This window comes from Litorivivens sp., assembly GCF_041624475.1.
Classification (GTDB): Bacteria; Pseudomonadota; Gammaproteobacteria; order Pseudomonadales; family Spongiibacteraceae; genus Litorivivens.
Genome location: NZ_JBFJUX010000027.1, coordinates 1 through 20,378, shown reverse-complemented (window position 1 = coordinate 20,378; position 20,378 = coordinate 1). Strand labels below are relative to the sequence as shown.

General features: G+C 57.4%; 18 protein-coding genes. 4 read left to right on the top strand and 14 right to left on the bottom strand.

From position 1 onward, the window contains the following. From holA to miaB, 9 genes are all read right to left on the bottom strand, one after another. Positions 1 to 896: DNA polymerase III subunit delta (gene holA, locus ABY734_RS16255; RefSeq protein ID WP_372780431.1), on the bottom strand; the 896-nt coding region annotated here is incomplete at its 3' end. After that, a complete protein-coding gene (locus tag ABY734_RS16250; RefSeq protein ID WP_372780430.1) occupies positions 868 to 1,359 on the bottom strand; it encodes a hypothetical protein in 492 nt (163 codons plus the stop codon). The genes holA and ABY734_RS16250, both read right to left, overlap by 29 nt. Before the next feature lie 32 nt (positions 1,360 to 1,391). Further along, on the bottom strand, positions 1,392 to 3,839 hold the full coding sequence (gene leuS / locus ABY734_RS16245) for a leucine--tRNA ligase (protein ID WP_372780429.1): 2,448 nt from the start codon (positions 3,837 to 3,839) through the stop codon (positions 1,392 to 1,394). Between the two features lie 79 nt (positions 3,840 to 3,918). Further along, positions 3,919 to 5,409 carry an apolipoprotein N-acyltransferase gene (gene lnt / locus ABY734_RS16240; protein WP_372780428.1) on the bottom strand — a complete coding sequence of 497 codons (1,491 nt, stop codon included), beginning with the start codon at positions 5,407 to 5,409 and terminating at the stop codon, positions 3,919 to 3,921. A 57-nt stretch (positions 5,410 to 5,466) separates the two neighbouring features. After that, positions 5,467 to 7,011 carry an FMN-binding glutamate synthase family protein gene (locus tag ABY734_RS16235; protein ID WP_372780427.1) on the bottom strand — a complete coding sequence of 515 codons (1,545 nt, stop codon included), beginning with the start codon at positions 7,009 to 7,011 and terminating at the stop codon, positions 5,467 to 5,469. 56 nt (positions 7,012 to 7,067) lie between these two features. Continuing rightward, a complete protein-coding gene (locus tag ABY734_RS16230) occupies positions 7,068 to 7,937 on the bottom strand; it encodes an HlyC/CorC family transporter (RefSeq protein WP_372780426.1) in 870 nt (289 codons plus the stop codon). Between the two features lie 53 nt (positions 7,938 to 7,990). Continuing rightward, positions 7,991 to 8,446 carry an rRNA maturation RNase YbeY gene (gene ybeY / locus ABY734_RS16225; protein ID WP_372780425.1) on the bottom strand — a complete coding sequence of 152 codons (456 nt, stop codon included), beginning with the start codon at positions 8,444 to 8,446 and terminating at the stop codon, positions 7,991 to 7,993. Then, positions 8,443 to 9,441, bottom strand: coding sequence for a PhoH family protein (locus ABY734_RS16220; protein WP_372780424.1), 999 nt, complete (start codon positions 9,439 to 9,441; stop codon positions 8,443 to 8,445). Before ABY734_RS16220 ends, ybeY begins: the two co-directional genes overlap by 4 nt. Positions 9,442 to 9,519: 78 nt before the next feature. Continuing rightward, a complete protein-coding gene (miaB, locus tag ABY734_RS16215; protein ID WP_372780423.1) occupies positions 9,520 to 10,857 on the bottom strand; it encodes a tRNA (N6-isopentenyl adenosine(37)-C2)-methylthiotransferase MiaB in 1,338 nt (445 codons plus the stop codon). A gap of 156 nt (positions 10,858 to 11,013) precedes the next feature. Here miaB and ABY734_RS16210 point away from each other — a divergent pair, with 156 nt between their 5' ends. Further along, the gene (locus tag ABY734_RS16210; protein WP_372780422.1) at positions 11,014 to 11,370 is read left to right on the top strand and encodes a DUF1820 family protein; all 357 of its coding nucleotides are present in this window, start codon (positions 11,014 to 11,016) and stop codon (positions 11,368 to 11,370) included. A 6-nt stretch (positions 11,371 to 11,376) separates the two neighbouring features. On the opposite strand, the gene ABY734_RS16205 is transcribed toward ABY734_RS16210, so the two are convergent. After that, on the bottom strand, positions 11,377 to 12,558 hold the full coding sequence (locus tag ABY734_RS16205; protein ID WP_372780421.1) for an amidohydrolase family protein: 1,182 nt from the start codon (positions 12,556 to 12,558) through the stop codon (positions 11,377 to 11,379). 230 nt (positions 12,559 to 12,788) lie between these two features. Here ABY734_RS16205 and ABY734_RS16200 point away from each other — a divergent pair, with 230 nt between their 5' ends. From ABY734_RS16200 to ABY734_RS16190, 3 genes are all read left to right on the top strand, one after another. Beyond that, positions 12,789 to 14,333: an alkaline phosphatase gene (locus tag ABY734_RS16200; protein ID WP_372780432.1), complete on the top strand. Its 1,545-nt coding sequence runs from the start codon at positions 12,789 to 12,791 to the stop codon at positions 14,331 to 14,333. A gap of 13 nt (positions 14,334 to 14,346) precedes the next feature. Continuing rightward, positions 14,347 to 16,029, top strand: a complete 1,683-nt coding sequence (locus tag ABY734_RS16195) for an alkaline phosphatase (RefSeq protein ID WP_372780420.1) — start codon at positions 14,347 to 14,349, stop codon at positions 16,027 to 16,029. Between the two features lie 74 nt (positions 16,030 to 16,103). Further along, positions 16,104 to 16,715, top strand: coding sequence for a hypothetical protein (locus tag ABY734_RS16190; protein WP_372780419.1), 612 nt, complete (start codon positions 16,104 to 16,106; stop codon positions 16,713 to 16,715). A gap of 17 nt (positions 16,716 to 16,732) precedes the next feature. On the opposite strand, the gene ABY734_RS16185 is transcribed toward ABY734_RS16190, so the two are convergent. From ABY734_RS16185 to ABY734_RS16170, 4 genes are all read right to left on the bottom strand, one after another. Then, complete coding sequence (locus tag ABY734_RS16185; protein ID WP_372780418.1) at positions 16,733 to 17,347, bottom strand: hypothetical protein; 615 nt, start codon at positions 17,345 to 17,347, stop codon at positions 16,733 to 16,735. Between the two features lie 60 nt (positions 17,348 to 17,407). Next, entirely contained in the window at positions 17,408 to 18,259 is an 852-nt protein-coding gene (locus ABY734_RS16180; RefSeq protein WP_372780417.1) for an SDR family NAD(P)-dependent oxidoreductase, read from the bottom strand. Between the two features lie 24 nt (positions 18,260 to 18,283). Then, entirely contained in the window at positions 18,284 to 19,660 is a 1,377-nt protein-coding gene (locus tag ABY734_RS16175) for a hypothetical protein (protein WP_372780416.1), read from the bottom strand. A gap of 15 nt (positions 19,661 to 19,675) precedes the next feature. Beyond that, positions 19,676 to 20,378, bottom strand: a 703-nt coding sequence (locus ABY734_RS16170) for a sulfotransferase (RefSeq protein ID WP_372780415.1), incomplete at its 5' end; no start/stop codon positions are given.

Here is a 20,378-nt window from a genome sequence, read left to right as displayed (position 1 = left end):
TCTGCCAGCTCAGCTTCCTTGATCCGTCCCAGCGCCTGTTTAAACAGGGGTTTGCGCTTGTCCCAGACGCCGGCGCTGTCCAGCACCCGGTCGATGCCGTTGCCGCGATTTATCATCTGGGCGCATTGGTAGAGGTTGCGCATTTCGCGGGTGATGGCACCCATCAGGGGGATGGCTTCGGCGCCTTCATTGCGCAGGCTGCGCAGCATTTTCAGGGCGACGGCGATCTGACCCTGCAACACGCAGTCGATCAGTTTGAATACGTCATAGCGCGCGCTGCTGGCGACCAGACTGTTGACGGCATCGCCGCTGACGGATTGATCCCCGACCAGCACCCGCAGCTTTTCCAGTTCCTGAGCGGCCGCCAGCAGATTGCCTTCAACCCGTTCGGCCAGCAGACTGATGCCGGTGCGATCAATATTCAGGCCTATCTGCTGGGCGCGTTGTTGCAGCCAGCGCGGCAGTTGTTGTCGGTCAATCGGCCAGATTTGCAGCATGGCACCGTGTTTTTCCACGGCTTTGACCCATTTGGCGCGCTGCGCAGAGCGATCAAGGCGCGGGCACTGCATCAGCAGGAGGGTGTCACTGCCCGCGTGCTCACAGTAATCGCACAGGGCCTGGGAGCCTTCCTTGCCAAGTTTGCCGTTGAGGCGCAAGTCGAGAATTTTGCGTTCGCCAAACAGTGACATGGACTGGGTGGCAGCGGTGAGGTTGCCCCAGTTAAAGCCGGTGTCGATATCCAGCACTTCGCGCTCGGTATAACCCTGTTCGCGGGCAGCTTTGCGGATGGCGTCGGCGGCCTCTTGGGCGAGCAGGGGTTCATCACCGCTGATCACGTAGATCGGCAGCAGCGGTGAAGCGAGATGTTTACTGAGCTGGTCGGCGCGCAGTTTCATGGGCTCTGTCCAGCCAGCGCGCAAGCTGCAGGGCTATGCGCTGCGCAGTGGCATCTTCCAGTTCGTTGATGACCAGTTGCGATTCGATGGAGTCGCCGACCGGGTTGTCGGGGTCAGTAAAGAGTATCCGCTGTTCGCGAATGCGCTGGTTCTGCAGTAACTGGCGCTCCTCGCCGAGCAGTTGTAGATCCGCTTCGATCAATAAACGGCGCTCTGCAGTGCGTGCATCGCTGTCGAGAGAGAGTACCGTATCACTGCGCTCTACCTTAGAAATGACAAACTGATAACGGGCCTTGGAGGGCTCTGTTACGGCGTTCAGATTGTAGATTTCTATTTGTTGGCTGATACGTCGGCGCAGGGGATTATCGCTGTGCTCCTGTATCACATAGATGGCTTCGCCGTGGCCGCTCAGTGCCGGTGAGCCGCGCAGCTGGAAACCGCAACCTGCAAGGGCGCAGACCATAAGCGCGAGTAAACACCGCTTGAGGAACACGCTCAGCCCACCACGATATTGACGAGTTTCTGGGGAACGACAATTTCCTTGCGGATGGTTTTGCCGTCAATAAAGCGCAGTACGTTGTCATTGGTTCGCGCAATTTGCTTGATGCTTTCGGCATCCGCATCGGCGGCGACCTGAATCTTGCCGCGCACCTTGCCGTTCACCTGCACCACCATTTCAATGCTGCTTTTCACCAGCGCGCTTTCGTCTACCTGTGGCCATTTCGCATCAATAACCGCTTCCGGGTGACCGAAGGCCTGCCACAGGGTGTGACAGATATGAGGCACGATGGGTGACAGCAGGACCACGCACGCTTCCAGCGCTTCGCGTTCGACTGCCCGGTCGCCTTCGAACTTGCTGATCTCGTTCAGCAATTCCATGACGGCCGCGATGGCGGTGTTAAAGGTCAAACGTTCCGCATAATCGTGGCTGACCTTGGCGATGGTTTCGTGGGTTTTGCGGCGCAAATCGCGCTCGCTGTCGTTGAGTGTGTCGACCTTGAGCGCGGCGACCTCCCCGGCTTCCAGATGAGACTGCACCGCTTTCCAAAGGCGTCGGAGGAATCGATTGGCACCTTCAACCGCCGAGTCAGACCATTCCAGGCTCTGTTCGGGCGGCGCCGCAAACATCATGAACAGACGAACCGTGTCGGCGCCGTACTGCTCGATCATCGCTTGCGGGTCGACGGTGTTGCCCTTGGATTTGGACATCTTGGCGCCGTCTTTCAAGACCATGCCCTGACACAGCAGGCGCTTGAAGGGTTCGTCGCTGTCGAGCAGCCCCTCGTCGCGCATCAGTTTGTGGAAAAAACGGGCATACAACAGATGCAGTATGGCGTGCTCGATACCACCGACATACTGGTCAACCGGCAGCCAGTAGTTGGCCTGTGCCGGGTCGAGCATGCCGCCTGTAAAGTCGGGGCAGGTGAAGCGGGCGTAGTACCAGGACGATTCCATAAAGGTATCGAAGGTATCGGTTTCGCGCTCAACGGCCTGGCCCTGGTGTTCGGCTTTGCGCCACTCGGGATCGGCTTTGATGGGTGACTGCACACCATCCATATCGACCTCTTCCGGCAACAGTACCGGCAATTTTTCTGCGGGTACGGGAATCTCGCCGCCTTCCGGCAGGTTGAACATGGGGATGGGTGAGCCCCAGTAACGCTGGCGGGAGACGCCCCAGTCGCGCAGGCGGTAGTTGGTTTTGATCGCGCCGGCGCCTTTGTCTCCCAGCACACCGGCGATGGCGTTAAAAGCGCCGTTGAAATCGAGGCCGTCAAATTCACCGGAATTGACCAGCGCGCCTTTTTCGACGAAGGCCTCCGTTTCCAGATCAATCGCGCTGCCATCGGTGGGTGTGATGACCTGTTTGATGGGCAGGTTGTATTTACGGGCAAACTCCCAGTCGCGCTGGTCGTGGGCGGGCACCGCCATGACCGCGCCGGAGCCGTAGTCCATCAACACGTAGTTGGCGACCCAAACCGGTACCGGTTTCCCCGTCAGCGGGTGAATGGCGTTGATGCCGGTGGGCAGGCCGCGCTTTTCCATTTTCGCCATATCGGCTTCGGCAACGGAACTGGTTTTGCACTCCTGAATAAAGTCCGCGAGATCCGGATTGTCTTTGGCCAGCGCCAGACTGATGGGGTGCTCCGCGGCAAGACTCAAATAGGTGACGCCCATCAGGGTATCGGGGCGGGTGGTGTAAACGTCGAAGCCGTCGATGCCGGCAATGGCGTCTTCCAGCGTGAAATGCATCTCCACGCCCTGGGAGCGGCCAATCCAGTTGCGCTGCATGGTCTTGACCTGCTCGGGCCAGCCGTCGAGCTGGTCCAGGTCATTCAGCAGCTGATCGGCGTATTCCGTGATGCGGATAAACCACTGGGGAATTTCCTTGCGCTCCACGGCGGTATCACAGCGCCAGCAACAGCCGTCGATGACCTGCTCATTGGCGAGCACGGTTTCATCGACCGGGCACCAATTAACAGCGGAGGTTTTTTTGTAGACCAGCCCTTTCTCGTACAGGCGGGTAAAAAACCACTGTTCCCAACGATAGTACTCGGGCGTGCAGGTGGCGAACTCGCGGTTCCAGTCGTAGCCGAAGCCGAGGGCCTGCAGCTGCTCGCGCATGTAGCGGATATTCTCATAGGTCCACTTGGCGGGCGCGGTTTTGTTTTTTACGGCGGCATTTTCGGCGGGCAGGCCAAAGGCATCCCAGCCCATGGGCTGCAGTACGTTTTTGCCCAGCATGCGCTGGTAGCGTGAGATAACGTCACCAATGGTGTAGTTGCGCACATGGCCCATGTGCAGCTTGCCGCTGGGGTAGGGGAACATGCTCAGGCAATAGTACTTTTCGCGGTGAGGATCGGCCTGCACGGCGAAACTCTGCTGTTCCTGCCAGTATTGCTGGACGGCTTTTTCAATCTGATCGGCGTTGTAATGTGTGTTCATGAGTGTCTGATTACGGGCTCTAATGCTGGACGGCGACGTCGGTAAGGCCGCGCATTTTATCAGCTATGGTGAGTGAGTGCTAAAGGCGCTTTTTGTGTGGGCGAGTCCAGCCAGCAATGGCCACCAACAAGAAGCACAGCAGCCACACGGGCCAGGACCCCAGCTGCATAAACGGGGTGCTGCCCTGGCGGCCTTTGACGGTGGCGCTGAGTACACCTTTTTCAAAGGGCGCAATGCGCTGACTGACCCTGCCGCGAGCGTCGATGACCGCGGTGGTGCCAGTGCCGGTAGCGCGAATCAGTTCACGGCCGGTTTCCAGCGCGCGCATACGGGCCATCTGGAAGTGCTGTTTGGGGCCGATAGAGCGGCCAAACCAGGCGTCGTTGGACACGGTCAGCAGCAACTCGGCATTGTTCATCTGGCGCACCAGAAAATCCGGATAGACCACCTCGTAGCAAATGTAGGGGGCGACCCTGTGATCCTTGATAAACAGGGGCTTTTGCTTCTCTGGGCCTTCGGTAAAGCTCGACATGGGCAGGTTGAAAAAGCGGATCAGGCCGCGCAGCCAGTGCTCTAGCGGTACATATTCGCCAAACGGGACTAGCCGTTGCTTGGCGTAGATACCGCTACCGCCGGTTAAAACCACCAATGCGTTGTAGACGCCTTCGGGCGTGCGCAGGGGTATGCCGGTGACCAGAGCGGTATCACTTTCTTCGGCCATTGCGGCCATCATGTCCAGGTAATCTTTGGCAACGTGATAATAGTTGGGAATGGCAGCTTCAGGCCAGATCACCACATCGTGCTTGCCCAGCAGGGGTTGGGTCATTTCATCGTAGAGTTTCAACGTTGGCTTGTAGTTTTCCGGCAGCCATTTTTTATCCTGAGTGATGTTGGCCTGTACGGCCGCGATTTTCAGCGAGCGGCCATTGGCCTCCGTCCACTCGATGGATTGCAGGGAGTAGCCCAGGCCCCACAGCGCCATTGTGGCCAGCAGCAGAACATAGCGGCGAAACAACAGCGCCTGAGCGATACAGGCACCGGAAAAATAGACAATCAGGCTGAGCAGAAAGACGCCGCCGATGGGCGCCCAGCCCGCCAGCGGGGTGTCGATATAGGCGTAACCCAGATAGAGCCAAGGGAAGCCGGTAAGCAGCCACACGCGAATCCATTCCGACAGCAGCCATATCGCGGCAAAGCCCAGTACCCGGCCAGCGCGGCCGTCGCGCAGCCAGCGACAGTAGGCCCAGGCGGTGAGCGCCGGAATGCCGCCGAGAAACAGACAGAACAACGCGGTAGAGGTGGCAGCCAGTGGCGCGGAGGTAAAACCGTAATCGTGAATGGAGACATAGATCCACGATACGCCGCTGCCGAACAGGCCGGCGCCATAGGCCCAGCCCAGGGCGAGTGCGCGCCGTGGCGTCGATTTTTCCAGCGCGAGATTGAGAATGGCTGCTGCAAGCAGGCTGAGTGGCCAGAGCCCGAAGGGGGCGAAGGAGAGCGTCACGGCTATGCCACACAGCACCATCGCTAACAGTGACAGGCTTGCGAGGCTTGTGTTTTTTTGGCTCATGCAGTGCACTCTAACGGGCTTTTAGCCATTCTAGCCGGGCCCCCTGTTGCTTCCAAGCTATTGCGGCGGGTTTAGTCTGTCAGGCTCTCTAAACAGCTCGGGTTTGGGGCGCGGTTCCGGGTAGAGCACATCGAGTGGCTCGGGAATACCGCGATCATTGATGATATGGGCGTGGCGGCGATGCAGTTCGCGCGCTTCTCTCACGCCACAGGAGTGGGCGATAACACCGACTTCCTGCATCAGGTTGCAGGCGTAGTTTGCCACGCGCTTGGCCTTGTTCTCGGGCACCAGCCCTTTTTGCAGTTCGGGGTTATGGGTGGTGACCCCGGTAGGACAAGTGTTTTTGTTGCATTGCAGGGCCTGAATGCACCCAAGTGAAAACATGAATCCTCGGGCGCAGACGATAAAGTCGGCGCCTACGCACAGGGCCCAGGCAACATCGGCCGGGTTGATCAGCTTGCCCGAGGCGATCACGCGAATGCGCTGGCGCAGATTCCACTCGGCCAGCTTGTCGACAACCAGGGGCAGACTGCGGCGAATCGACAACCCCACGTAATCCATCAGACTCTGAGGGGCGGCGCCCGTGCCGCCATCGCCGCTGTCGACCGTGATGAAGTCGGGCGCGCAATCCAGACCGCGTTCGCTAATGCGCTGAAACAGATCGTCCAGCCAATTTATGTCACCCATAACGGCTTTTATGCCCGTGGGCTTGCCGGTGGCTTTGCGTACGCGCACGATTAAATCGAGCAGCTGGTCGACGTTGCGCGCCTCGACATGGCCGTTCGGGCTGATGGAGTCCTGTCCGGCCGGGATTCCGCGAATGTCGGCGATTTCCTGATTAACCTTGGCGGCGGGCAATATACCGCCCTTGCCGGGTTTGGCGCCCTGGCTCAGTTTGATTTCAAACATGCGCACAGCCTCGTGTGCGGCGACGGCGCGCAGTTTGTCATCACACAGTTCGCCTTTCGCGTTGCGCACACCGTACTTGGCGGTGCCGATCTGAAAGACCAGGTCGCAGTTGCCGCTGAGATGGTAGGGTGACAGGCCGCCCTCGCCGGTATTGAGCCAGATGCCTGCCTGTGCCGCGCCAGCCGACAGAGCCTTGACCGCCGGTACTGAGATCGCACCAAAACTCATGCCGGATATGTGAAAGAACTTGTCGGTGGTGTAGGGCTTGTCGCAATAGCCCTCTCCGACGGTAACGGCTGAGGCCGGCACAAAGTCCTCTTTCAATGTCGGGAAAGCGGCATTGAGGAACAGCACATCGTTGGCCTGATTCATCGGGTGAGTTGAACCGAAGGCAACTGTGGTATCGACATTTTTTGCCGCTCGGTAAACCCAGGAGCGCTGGGCGCGATTGAAGGGTAGCTCCTCGCGGTCCATGGCAAAGAAATACTGACGGAAAAATTCGCCCAGGTGTTCGAACAGGTAGCGGAAGCGGCCGATAACAGGATAGTTGCGGCGAATGGCGTGCTGGGTCTGGCGAATGTCAACGAGATAGAGCCAGCCCACATACAACAGGCCTGCAAGCAGCATGAAGAGCAGAGCGACAACGCTGATGTCGACCAGAAGTTGGGCGAACTGATGAAGGCGATCACTCATAAGGGCCAGGCTCTGTTGCTTGTGTGCAGCAGAGCCTAGCACTAGTTGCGAACTTACTAAACCAGTTCCGCCTCGGCTTCTTCGCTTTCCAGCAAACGCATTCTGAGCAGGTGAATCTGCCGGTTGTCGGCGTTGATCACCTTGAACTCGCAGCGCTCTATGGTGGCGACCTCATTGCGGCTGGGCAGGTGGCCAAGTTGTTGCAGGATAATGCCGCCGATGGTGTCGAATTCTTCGTCGCTGAATTCGGTCTTGAAGGTGTCGTTGAAGTCTTCGATGGGCGTGAGTGCCTTGACGATAAAATCGTTGTCGGCAATCTTGCGAATGAAGGCGTCGTGGTCTTCGTCGTACTCGTCTTCAATTTCGCCGACGATTTGCTCCAACACGTCTTCGATGGTCACCAGCCCCGCAACACCGCCGTACTCGTCGATGACTACCGCCATATGATTGCGTTTCTCGCGGAAGTCGCGCAGCAGAACATTGACCCGCTTGCTTTCCGGTACCAGCGTAGCCGGCCGCAGAATGCTTTGCAGGTCGATGTCTTCGGGATTGGATTTCAGCAGCTGCGGCAGTAAATCTTTGGCCAGCAGAATGCCAAGCACCTCATCGGCGCTTTCACCAATAACCGGATAGCGGGAGTGGGCGGATTTGATGATCAGTGACAGGATCTCATTAAAAGGCTGGTCAACCTTGATCACTACCATCTGCGGGCGCGGCACCATGATTTCCCGTGCCTGCATATCCCCTACATTCATTGCACCTTCAATGATGCCGAGAACGTCGCTGTCGATGACTTCGTTCTGGCGCGCTATGCGCAGAATATCAACAAGATCGTCGCGGTTTCTCGGTTCGCCGGCGAAGGCCTGAGCAATTTTCTCGATCCAGGACTTGTCGCCTGAATCGTTGCCAGATCGGTCGTCGCTCATGAATTTGTGTGCTGTCCTCCTGTAGGAGCAGAATCGTTAAAAATCCCGACCGGCTAGTTTGCCAGATAGGGGTTGGGAAACTCCAGTGTTTCCAGAATGCTTATTTCCAAGCCTTCCATCAGCTCGGCGTCTGTGTCTTCAATATGGTCGTAGCCAATCAGATGCAAGGTGCCGTGAATCACCATATGCGCCCAGTGGGCGGTTTCCGGTTTGCCCTGCTCACTCGCTTCACGCTGGACTACGCCCGAGCAGATCACCAGGTCCCCCAGCAGGGGCAGTTCCAGCTCGGCGGGTAAGTCTGCGGGAAAAGATAAAACATTGGTCGGTTTGTCTTTCTGGCGATAGCGGGCATTGAGCGTCGCACTTTCTTCTTCGTCGACCAGCCGGATCGAGACTTCCGCTTCATCGCGGCGCCCAATCAGGGCCGCCCCCACCCAGCGCTCGAAGTCGGAGAGCGATGGTGGGGCAGACGCCGAGCTGGCGTTCTGCAGGTCGATGGTGAGGTTCATGACTTGGTTTTGTCGAAGGATGCGGCGTCGCCGTTATAGGATTCGTAAGCTTCAACAATGCGCTGCACCAGCGGGTGGCGCACCACGTCTTTGGACTGGAAAAAGGTCATGCTGATGCCGTCGATCTCCTTGAGCACGTTCAGCACGTGGGTCAGGCCCGAAGGGGTGCCGCGGGGCAGATCGATCTGGGTCGCGTCACCGGTCACAATGGCGGTGGAGCCAAAACCAATGCGGGTCAGAAACATTTTCATCTGCTCCCGCGTCGTGTTCTGGGCTTCGTCCAGCAAGATATACGAGTTGTTCAGAGTGCGACCGCGCATATAGGCCAGCGGCGCAATCTCAATCACGTTGCGTTCGATCAGTTTGCTGACCGTCTCAAAGCCCATCATTTCATAAAGGGCGTCGTAGAGCGGGCGCAAATAGGGGTCAATTTTCTGGGCCAGGTCGCCGGGCAGAAAGCCGAGTTTTTCGCCGGCCTCAACCGCCGGGCGAACCAGCAGGATGCGCTCGACCTGATGATTGAGGAGGGCTTCGACCGCACAGGCCACGGCCAGATAGGTTTTGCCGGTACCGGCCGGGCCCACACCGAAGTTGATGTCGTTGGCCTTGATTGCCCGCACGTAAAGCTGCTGGTTTTTACCGCGCGGTTTGACGGTGACCTGCTTGGTACGGATCAGGGCAAGTGCGGCGACGTTGGGATCGCTCTCGCGGGGCTGCTCAAGTCCGGCTTCCTGCAGGTGGATATGTACGGTTTCGGGGTTCAGTTCGGTACCGCTTTCACTGGCCCGATAAAGGCTCTCAATGACTTCGCTGGCCGTGTCCACGGCGCTCTGGCTGCCTTCCAGCGCCAGCGCATTGCCGCGCACCCCAATGCGCACCGCGAGACGCTGCTCAATCATTTGCAGGTGTTCGTCGAACTGGCCGCAGAGCTGCGCCAATAAGTGTGGGTCGTTGGGTTCGAGGGTGAGAACGGTCTGTATGGGTGCTGAAGTCAAAGTGTTACCGGCTGCTCCGTCCAAAAGACGTATTGAATAAGTTAAGGATAACCGAGAAAAGGGCGCGGCCAAACATTTTTAGGCCACCAGCTCGCCGCGCAGGGAGTTCGGCAGGGCTTCACGAATGGTTACGGTCGCAAACTCGCCGATAAGTGATTGATCCTGCGCACTAAAATTAACCACCCGGTTGTTCTCGGTGCGGCCCTGCAGTTGCCCGGGGTCTTTCTTGGACACCCCAGTGACCAGCACCGTCTGGGTGCTGCCCACCATGCTCTGGCTGATTTCCTGGGCTTTTTGCAAAATCCGCTGCTGCAGAATCTGCAGGCGCTGCTTTTTCAGTTCCTCCGGCGTGTCGTCGGCCAGCTGGGCCGCCGGCGTGCCGGGGCGAGCACTGTAGATGAAGCTGAAGGAGGTATCAAAGCCGATATCGCCAATCAGACGCATGGTTTCGCTGAAGTCGTCTTCTGTTTCACCCGGAAAACCGATAATAAAGTCAGAGGATAGGCTTATATCGGGGCGAATTTCCCGGAGTTTGGCAATTTTTGCTCTGTATTCGTCGGCGGTATGGCCGCGTTTCATGGCCTTGAGAATGCGGTCAGAGCCGCTCTGTACCGGCAGGTGCAGGTGGTTCACCAGCTGCGGAATATGACGGTAGGCCTCGATCAGTGCATCGGAGAACTCCACCGGGTGCGAGGTGGTGTAGCGGATGCGGTCGATGCCGGGGATGGCCGCTACAAAGCCCAGCAGTTCGGCAAAATCGACAATGTCGCCGTCGCTGGTGGCGCCTCGATAGGCGTTCACGTTCTGCCCCAGCAGGTTAACTTCGCGTACGCCGCGCTCAGCCAGCGATTCAATTTCTGCGATGACCTGCTCCAGCGGGCGGCTGACTTCTTCGCCGCGGGTATAGGGAACTACGCAGAAGGTGCAGTACTTGGAGCAGCCTTCCATGATAGAGACAAACGCGCTGGGGCCATCCACCGACGGTTCGGGCAGGCTGTCGAATTTCTCGATCTCCGGGAAGGTGACATCCACCACAATCGGCCCGTCGGGCTTGCGGTTTTTGAGCATGTCCGGCACCCGGTGCAGGGTCTGGGGGCCGAAAATCACATCCACGTAGGGCGCGCGCTGGCCGATATCAGAGCCTTCCTGGCTGGCCACGCAGCCACCCACGCCGATGACCAGGTTCGGATTTTTGTCTTTCAGCTGCTTCCAGCGGCCGAGCTGGTGGAAGACCTTTTCCTGAGCCTTTTCCCTAATAGAGCACGTATTTAACAGGAGTACGTCGGCTTCTTCCGGGTTGTCGGTGGGCTCCAGACCGTGCGACACCCCCAGCAGATCCTGAATACGCGATGAGTCGTATTCATTCATCTGGCAACCGTGGGTTTTGATGTAAAGCTTTTTCGGGGCGTCGGCCATAAAGTGCTCAAGAAGCGCTGTGTATAAAATGGGCGGCCATTATACAGACGCGGAGCCCCAAGGCCCAAGCCAGATTGTCGATTTTTTGCGCGGCAAAAGGGCAAATGTGCTACTATCGCCGCCCTTTTTTGGATACAGCGGGTTTCAGGTACGCGAATGAGTAAAACGCCCATCTACAAGGTGATTTTTTACAACCAGAATCAGGTGTATGAGCTTTACGCCAAGGCGATTTACCAGAGCGAGATGTATGGCTTTCTCGAAGTGGAAGAATTCGTGTTTGGCGAGGAAGGTCAGGTGATCGTTAATCCGGGCGAAGAGAAGCTGAAAAACGAGTTCGCCCAGGTGACCCGGTCCTACGTGCCCATGCACTCCATCATCAGAATAGACGAAGTGGAGAAAGAGGGGGTGGGCAAGATCCACGAGCTGCCCGCCAACAGCGGCAAGGTGGCCAACTTCCCCACTATGCCCCAGCGGCCGGGCAGTAATATCACCGGCGGCGATTCCAACGACTGAGCGGTGTCAGGCGCGGCGTCGCTGAATCAGTGACATGCCGTTATCGCGCATAATCAGCCGCTGCTCGGCGGCTGAAAACTCTGCAATATCGTCCATAAAGCTCACTGGCTCGGCCAGACCCTCCGCGTGGGGGTAATCTGAGCCGAAAATAATGCGCTCTGCGCCAATAGCCGTTTTTAACTCCTGCAAATCATCCTCGTAATAGGGTGAAACCCACACGTGCTCGCGCAGGGTGTCTGCCGGATCACGCTTGAAGGCCTGTGGGAACTGCCCGTAGGTCTTGCGCAGGGATTTGAGCAGGGTCTTCACCCAACTCGAACCGGACTCGATGGTTGCGACCCTCAGATTGCGGTGCCGGTCGAAAACCCCATCCAGTATCAGTGAGGCCACGGTGTCGGAAATCGGGTTGGCACTCAATGCGCTGCCCAGCAGCGACGTGCCGAAGGCTTTCATGTGCCCGCCTTCGCCCCAGAATTCGTTGAACTGGTGGTAGCCGGAGTCGCCGGAGTGAAAGGCCACCGTAATGCCGCTGTCTGAAGCCAGTTTCCAGAAGATGTCGTGATCCGGGTGGCCGAGGCTACGGTTGCCATTGGGGTGCATGACCGGCCCTGAGCGCATGACGACAACTCGTACGTCCTGCTCCAGCGCCCATTCCAGTTCGCTGACAGCAAAGTCGGGATTCACCAGGCTGATATAGGGTGCTGCAAAGATGCGGTCTTTGTAATTGCAGCCCCAATCTTCATCCAGCCAGCGGTTAAAGGCATAAAAGGCCGCACAGACCGCTTCCGGATCATCTTTCAATGCCTGTTCCATGCCCACACCCAAGGTGGGGAACATAAACATGGCCTCAATACCCTGCTTGTCCATCAACGCAACCCGGGCATCCCGGTCGCGGTATTCCGGACGAATGGGTTCCAGCTCGCCAAACAGCTCTTTGATGCTTTTACCTTCCGGGTTTTTGGCGCGGAAGAACTGATCCATGCAGCCGGGTTTGGCGACCGGGTCAAAGGTGGGGTTGGGGATAAAGGGGCACAGTTTGCCGCCGACCATCAGTTTGCGTTTGCCGTCTACATCAGCCCACTGCATGCAGCGGCGTCTCATTTTTGGGTCGATATGACGGGTAAAGGCGTCTTCGGCCTCATAGTAGTGGTGGTCTGCATCGAAGATCTGATAGTCGGGCTTCGTCATTGTGGCCTCCTTTTATACTTTCGCGGCCTACAGTTCAGCGCGTTACTGAGCGGTGAACTATGAAATTTTAGACACGTTTTTGTCTTATAGCTGTAGTCGGCCTGACACAGGGTTTACACATACCCCAGGTAGTCTTGCCTGCGAAATCTCGGGACGCAGACGCGTTGATTGCACGATTTTCTGGGGACAGACCGATGAAACCACACAAAAACGTATTGCTGGCTGCTGCTATGGCCGCCAGCGCCAATCTGGCCTTTTCGGCTGCCTTGCCTGCCAGCCAGACTGCAAATGCCTGGTATAAGGCGAGTGAACAACAGATCGAAAACAAACAGTCACTGGCAGCCGGACGCAAGGCGAAAAATGTCATTCTGTTTGTTGGTGACGGTATGGGTGTTTCGACACTGACGGCGGCGCGGATTCTGGAAGGGCAGCGGGCCGGTGGCAACGGCGAAGAAAACCTTCTGAGCTTTGAACAGTTTCCCTACACGGCCCTGGTGAAAACCTACAACGTGGATGCCCAGACACCCGACTCGGCCGGCACCATGACAGCCATGGTCAGTGGTGTAAAAACCGATGTGGGTGTGATCGGTGTGGACGAGGATGTGGTACGAGGCGACTGTGCATCCGTAAAGAATAATGAGCTGGCGACGGCGCTGGAAATGGCGGAAATCCGGGGCTTGGCGACGGGCGTGATTTCGACCGCGCGCATCACCCACGCGACACCGGCAGCGACCTACGCAAAGTCGGCGGATCGCAACTGGGAAGATGTTTCTGATATGCCGCAAGCAGCCATCGATGGCGGCTGTCTGGATATCGCTGATCAGCTCATCACCTTTGAGTCACGATTGGAAGCCCGCTATCCGGGTGTGGATGTGGACGGTATCAATGTGGTGTTTGGTGGTGGTCGTCGGCATTTTCTGCCCAAGGATGCAGCATTCAATACCCGCGACGCCGTCAGTGCGGTGGAGGGTGATCGTACCGATGCTCGAGACCTGACATCTGAATGGCAATCGCTTTATCCGCAAGGTGCCTACATTATTGATCAGGTGGGTTTTGATGGCCTGGATACCGAAAGCACCACCAATGTGCTGGGCTTGTTTAATGAATCGCATATGCGTTACGAAGCCGACCGGGCCAATGATCTCGCGGGTGAGCCTTCACTGCAGGCGATGACGGAAAAGGCTATCGCTATCCTGGATAATGATGAGGATGGCTTTTTTCTGGTCGTGGAATCCGGCCGAATCGATCATGGCCATCACGCGGGCAATGCCTACAATGCGCTGAATGACAGCATTGAGTTTGCGCAGGCAATTGACGCGGCGCGCAATGCGACCCGATCGGATGAAACGCTGATTCTGGTCACGGCCGACCACAGCCACGTTTTCACCATGGCGGGTTATCCCAAGCGCGGCAATCCGATTCTGGGCAAAGTGGTTGCGGTGGGTGAAACCGAGCCGACCAAGGCTGCTGACGGTATGCCGTATACAACTCTCGGTTATAGCAATGGTCGCGGGTTTCACGATCTCGGCACCGAGACAGATGCTGACGCGGTCTATGGTGAGTCTGTCAATGCAGGGCGTGCTGATTTGAGCTTGACTGATACCACCCAGCCCGGATTTCATCAAGAAGCTTTGATACCGCTCTCCAGTGAAACGCACGCAGGTGAGGACATCACCCTGCATGCCATTGGCCCGGGCGCTGATCTCGTACAGGGGGTCATCGAACAAAACCAGATCTTTCACCTGATCAGCCAAGCGCTGGATCTGATGGATTAACGTGGAGAAACCAATGAAAACTCTGACAAAAATGCTGGCAATGACATCAGTGCTCGCGCTGGTTGGATGTGAAGGGGAAGACGGCAAAGACGGTACTAACGCAGTGTCGTCGAGCCAAACTCCGGCGGCAACCTCACTGACCTCCACGCAGCTTGCCAATACGGTTAACAACCCCTGGTATATTGCCTCAGCGCAGCGTGTAGAAGACGCCAAGGCTCAGGCAGCAGCCATCGCCAAAAGCGCCGGCCAGGCCAAGAATGTGATTCTGTTTGTGGGTGATGGTATGGGGGTCTCTACCGTTACCGCCGCGCGGATTCTGCAAGGTCAGTCACTGGGGCTGAACGGCGAAGAGCACAATTTGAGTTTCGACAAGTTTCCCTTTGCCGGTCTGGTCAAAACCTACAATGTTGATGCTCAGACGCCGGATTCCGCTGGCACGATGACCGCTATGGTAACAGGGGTCAAAACCGATGTTGGTGTGATCGGCGTGGATGAAGATATTGTGCGCGGTGATTGCAGTACTGTTAGTGGCAATGAACTCACCACGACATTGGAACTTGCCGAGTTGGCCGGCCTTTCGACGGGCATTGTTTCAACGGCGCGCATCACTCACGCCACGCCGGCAGCTACCTATGCCAAATCAGCGGATCGCAATTGGGAAGATATTTCTGATATGCCGGGCGCGGCTGTTTCCTCAGGCTGTCTCGATATCGCCGATCAGCTGGTGAAATTTGAATCCCTTCTCGAAGGTCGCTACCCCGGTGCTGATGTCGACGGTATTGAGGTGGTTATGGGTGGCGGTCGCCGCCATTTTCTGCCCAATGATCCAGCGAAAAATACCAGCGATGCGGTCAGTGCCGTAGAAGGCGACAGAACGGATGGGCGAGACCTGACGGCTGAATGGCAGGCTACTTATCCGACCGGTAACTACATTATCGATCAGAGCGGATTTAACGCCCTGAATTCTGAAGCGACTGAACGCGTGTTTGCGCTGTTTAATGAATCGCATATGCGTTACGAAGCTGACCGCAACAAAGACCTGGCGGGTGAGCCGTCATTGAGCGACATGACGCGCAAGGCCATTCGCATTCTCGACAACAACGACAAGGGATTTTTCCTGACCGTGGAGTCTGGTCGAATCGATCATGGCCATCACGCCGGCAGTGCCTACGGTGCCTTGACGGAAACCGTTGAGTTGGCCAACGCCGTTAAGGTTGCGTTGGAAGAAACCGATCCTGAAAACACGCTCATTATCGTCACCGCTGATCATAGCCACGTATTTACCATCGCCGGTTACCCCAAGCGCGGTAATCCCATATTGGGCAAGGTTGTTGCCGTTGGGGAAACGGAGGCGACCAAGGCTGCCGACGGCTTGCCTTATACAACACTTGGCTATACCAATGGTCGGGGCTATATGAATCTCGGTGACAGCGAGACCGATGCAGACGCGGCCTACAGCAACCCCATTGATGCCGGGCGTAAAGACTTGAGTCTGGTTAATACCGAATCGAGCGGGTTCCACCAGGAAGCGCTGGTGCCGCTGAGCTCGGAAACCCACGCTGGTGAAGATGTGGGTGTCTATGCGATTGGCCCCGGTGCCCATCTGGTGAGCGGAACCAACGAGCAGAATACGCTGTTTCACGTTATGGACTATGCGCTGAACCTGATCAGCAAAGCGGAGAAAAGCCTGCCTTAATGCGGCGGGTAAGGAGATTCCCTATGGTTAGATGGTCTATGTTCAGAGCATATTGTGTTGCCGCGGCTGTGCTGATGCTATCGCCACTTGGCGTGGCTGCTGAGTGCGAGGTCAATGCCGATGCTATTGGCGCGCACTACGCGATCAGTCAACCGAGTGGCCACACTACTGCGCTTCAATTGTGGCGTCTCGGGGACCGCGCCTTGCAGGTGCGGCCCGAGGCAAAACTGGCGGACAGTTATCGCTCGTTAAGCAATGGCGAGGTGCGTCGGGTGCGCTATTTCGACGCCCACCAGCGGGCGATTGAATACGATCCCGAGGCGGCGGACTGGAGTGCCAAGGCACAGTTGCTACCAGCGCAGGCATTGAAAAAAATGCAGCGTATCGGCAGCAAAGGCAGTGGCTGCAAGCGTATTGAACGCTATCAGCGGGAACTCGCTGACGGTCAGCTCACGGTATGGTGGAACCCGGCGCTGCGCCTGCTGCTGCAACTGGAGCGACGTAATTCGGACGGCCTAACCCGCATAAAGCTGGTTGACCTGAAAGTCGACACGACGACGATACGTGAGGCCTTTGCGGCTCGCGCTGACTATGTGTCCACGGACTATGCCGATATCGGTGATAATGAATCTGACCCCTTTCTTCGCAAGATGATTCGGGTCGGTTTTGTTGAACACGCGCACTGAGAGTGATGCGGTGTTGTCTAGCGATTTAGCACCGCATCGATAAACTTTGCCTGCTCAAGCAGTTCGGCCAAGGGGGTTGCGGGGAGCGATTGAAGTTCTGACAGGAATTGATTGACCTTCTTGCTATCGGTATCGAAATCGATAAGCTTCATCGTTGTTGTGCCTGAGCTCTTGCGGCGGTCCAGCAGTACCACCAGTTTCAGGTCGGGACTCCACCAAACGGTAAGATCCCCTTCTTTTAATGTGCGGTGGTATTTTTCTACGCGTTTACAGCCCTCACCGCTCTCCGACTGAAGCGTCATTTGCTGCAGTGCTTCATCGGCAAACAACTGCCAGCGCCGGGACCAGTCATCGGCTTGCGGTGGCATGATCACACCACGATCATAGTCCTGATAATAGCGGGTATGGGTGAAACTGCCGTCGCGCAGCCACTGCCAGTAATCACTGATTCTTTGATCTGGCCGCTGCTGCACAACCTGGTTGTTGGCCCGCCAAAGGATGAGCGGGCGGGCACCGTTGTCATTCTCACTGATGGTATAGCGGGCCACCAGTGTCGAAGGAGAAAGGCCGCAGGCGTGGGCGGGCAGGGCCGAAACCAGCAGCAGAAACGCAAAAAGGCGATGGCACAACATTGTGTCTATCCGGGCTTATACCCGTCCATTGTGCGTGAGATTGCCGCTTCGATGCCAGACTCAGAAGGTTGCATCCACATCGGCCTCGGCGAAGGCATCACCAATGGTTTTGCCACCGTCGAGGGAGCGGACCTCGATTCCCAGCATATGCACCAGTTGCCGGCTGTAGGCGGTAAGACCCACCAGTGAGCGTGAGCACAGCGCCAGCGCGGCTTCGGCCATCATTTCCACCGGCTCGACCATATCCGGATTCTTGCGCGCGATATCGCGGACATAGTCGGCGCCTGAAGTGAGTACGATGGCTTCGGGTGCCAGGGTGTTGACGTAGATTTTCTCCGGGGCCAGCTCATGGGCCAGGGCTTCACTGTAGCGGGCAAGGGCCGCTTTACTGGCACCGTAGGCGCCGATCACCAGCGCAGCTTCCCGGCTGTCCCGGTAGGGTACGATGGGTTGGTCGATGGTCGCGCTACTCAGGTTAAGCACCCAACCGGCCCCACGCTCGCGCATACCCGGCAGCGCCTGCTGGGTCAGCTCGACGGGCACGTTCACATTCAGGTCGAACATGCGATTGCGGTGCTTGCTGCTGATCAGACTCGGCATGTTCATCACCGAGGTGGCGGCGTTGTTGACCAGAATATCGATCGGGCCGAAGTGCTTGGTAGCGCGCTCAATCAAATCGGCGCGAGCGGCTTCATCCAGCAAGTTGCAGACTTCGGGCGCAGCCTTGCCGCCGCTGGCCTTGATCTCGCCAACCGCCTCTTCCAGTGTGCCCTGCAGGTCGCCGTGGGCGCCGAGCCGCGAGGCGCAGAGCACAACATTGGCGCCTTCGGCAGCAAAACGCCGGGCGATGGCGCGGCCAATGCCCCGGCTGGCGCCAGTGATAAACGCGGTTTTTCCTTCGAGTGATTTCATTATCTCTGTCCTTGTTATTAACGCTTAGTATTGACGGTAGCGGCGCTGCACATGGCGATGGCGAATCAGGCGCTGTTCGGCGCGCTCGGCTTCACTAACGGCCCGGGCCTGGGGCAGTTTCTCGCGAATCTCGCTGACGGCGATCTTCTCTACTTTCAAGGTGGGCCACTGCTCCTTCGGTGGTGGTGTGGGATAGGTCCAGCGCATGGAGGTGTAGCCGTGGGGCAGGCCGGTGGTGCTTACCCAGTTGGCGATGCCGGGGTCTTTGTGGCAGACCACCCAGCGGTAGCCTCCGTCCTCGTCGCGGTCCAGGAAGTGGGCGTTGATATTGGAAGGATAGCTCTCAAAATCCAGCGATTCGCCCCACAAATTCGCCAGGTGAAAACCCATGAAAGCGGGTTCGACCGGTGTGTGGGTTTCGATGAGCAGGGCTTCATCGTCGCCCAGCAGATAGGTGCCGCCAGCGTAGATATTGCTGCTCTGACCACCACCGGTGGCAATGCCTAGGGCGTTGGGCGGATTCATATCGTTGACCGGCATGAAGGGGCGGTCCATCCCCATTTTGTCGCTGATACCGCCGGGGATTTTGCCGTACGTTTCCAGAGTGATAGCGTTAAACGCATTCCAAAAGTGCACCTGATTGCGGGTGATTGTGCCGACTTCGCGCATCAGATTGCTTGCCATCTCGGCGTCAATGGGGGGCTTGATCTCCTGCTCGCAGTCGAGTCGCAATATTTCCAGATCCATCACATCCTGATTTGCCCAGTCGTGGAATAGCTCGCGGCAGGTCAGGTAGCGGCCCACATAGTCGGTGCCGTGGCTGCTGCGTTTGCTGAGCAGGAAGTTGCCTTCATAACCCTCGGGCTTTTCCGGAGCGATCAGAATTTCAAAGCAGCCATCGTCATCGACGAGTAGAGCGCTGCTGTCGAGGGTTGAGGTGTTAATGCGTGAGCCGGGTTTCATTTCCGACAGCTGGCCGCTGTCGCCGGCATAGCCGCTGGAGAGTTCAAAAATAACATATTGCGGGGCGGTGGTGCCGTCGGCTGCTTGTTTGCCGCGCCAGTGGCGCGTATCGGCTGCCTTGCCCCGAACCCGGTAGCGATAATTGCCGTCGATTTCCGCCATCAGGTAAACCGCGTCGGCATTGTCGATAGTGGCGCGGTTGGTGGGCTGGATAGCGCGACGAAACCGCGGGTAGAGCGGGTCGGCCAGTGCGCGTTCGATGCCGCTGAGCATAAAGCCCAGCACGTAGCGGTAGCCTTCGGCGAGATTGCGTTCGGTGGGTGGCGCCGGGTGTAACTCTGGCGTGTCGATGGCGTCTCGGGCCTCCTGAAAACACTGAATCATGTTGTCAAAGGCCGAGCGCAGTTGCTGTTTGATCTGTTTATTGTCGTCGGTCATGGTCTTCTCCGCTTGTCATGCAGCATCGCTGCTGCGAGGCCAGTTGTATTGATCGTAAAAGTCTTCCAGCTCGCTTTCGATGGTCTCTCGTGTAAGCGAGTACTCGCCTAGGCTGTACTCGAATTTTGAGGCGTGGTTCTTTTCCCGCTCGGCCTGGGCCTGCAGGTAGGCATCAAAGCTCTCTGAAAGGTCCAGCCCCAAGGCTTTGTATACCGCATGCACGGTATCCCGTGGTGAGCCGGTAATATCGCGGTAGTCCACCACAATCTGGGGCGTGTTCGGGTGGGCCGCCAGTTGTATGGCCGGGTTGCGGAAGGTTTCAAAGGACAGGTCGCGCAGGGTATCGAGCGATGACTGGTAGTCTGCCTTTTTCCAGCCCTGATGCTGCCAGGATTTTTCCACCAGTTTGAGCAGGCTGGGGATACACTGGTGCGGATCGCGCATCATCACCACAATTTTGGCGTCGGGGAAGGTTTCAATCAGTGAGCCGACCCAGCCACTCATGACAGGGTTCTTGCTCAGGTGTATCTTGTCGCCGCCGTTCAGTAGCAGCTGACGTTTGACGCACTCCTTGTAGTGGTGCAGCCAGCGTTTGCGTTTGGCTGGCATCTGGTCAACATGAAACAGATCAATGACGTCCATCACCGGCAGGTCGGTGGCCCACTGTTGGGTGACGAAGGCGGCGCGCATGGCGAACTGGTCTTCTTCGGAGTTCCAC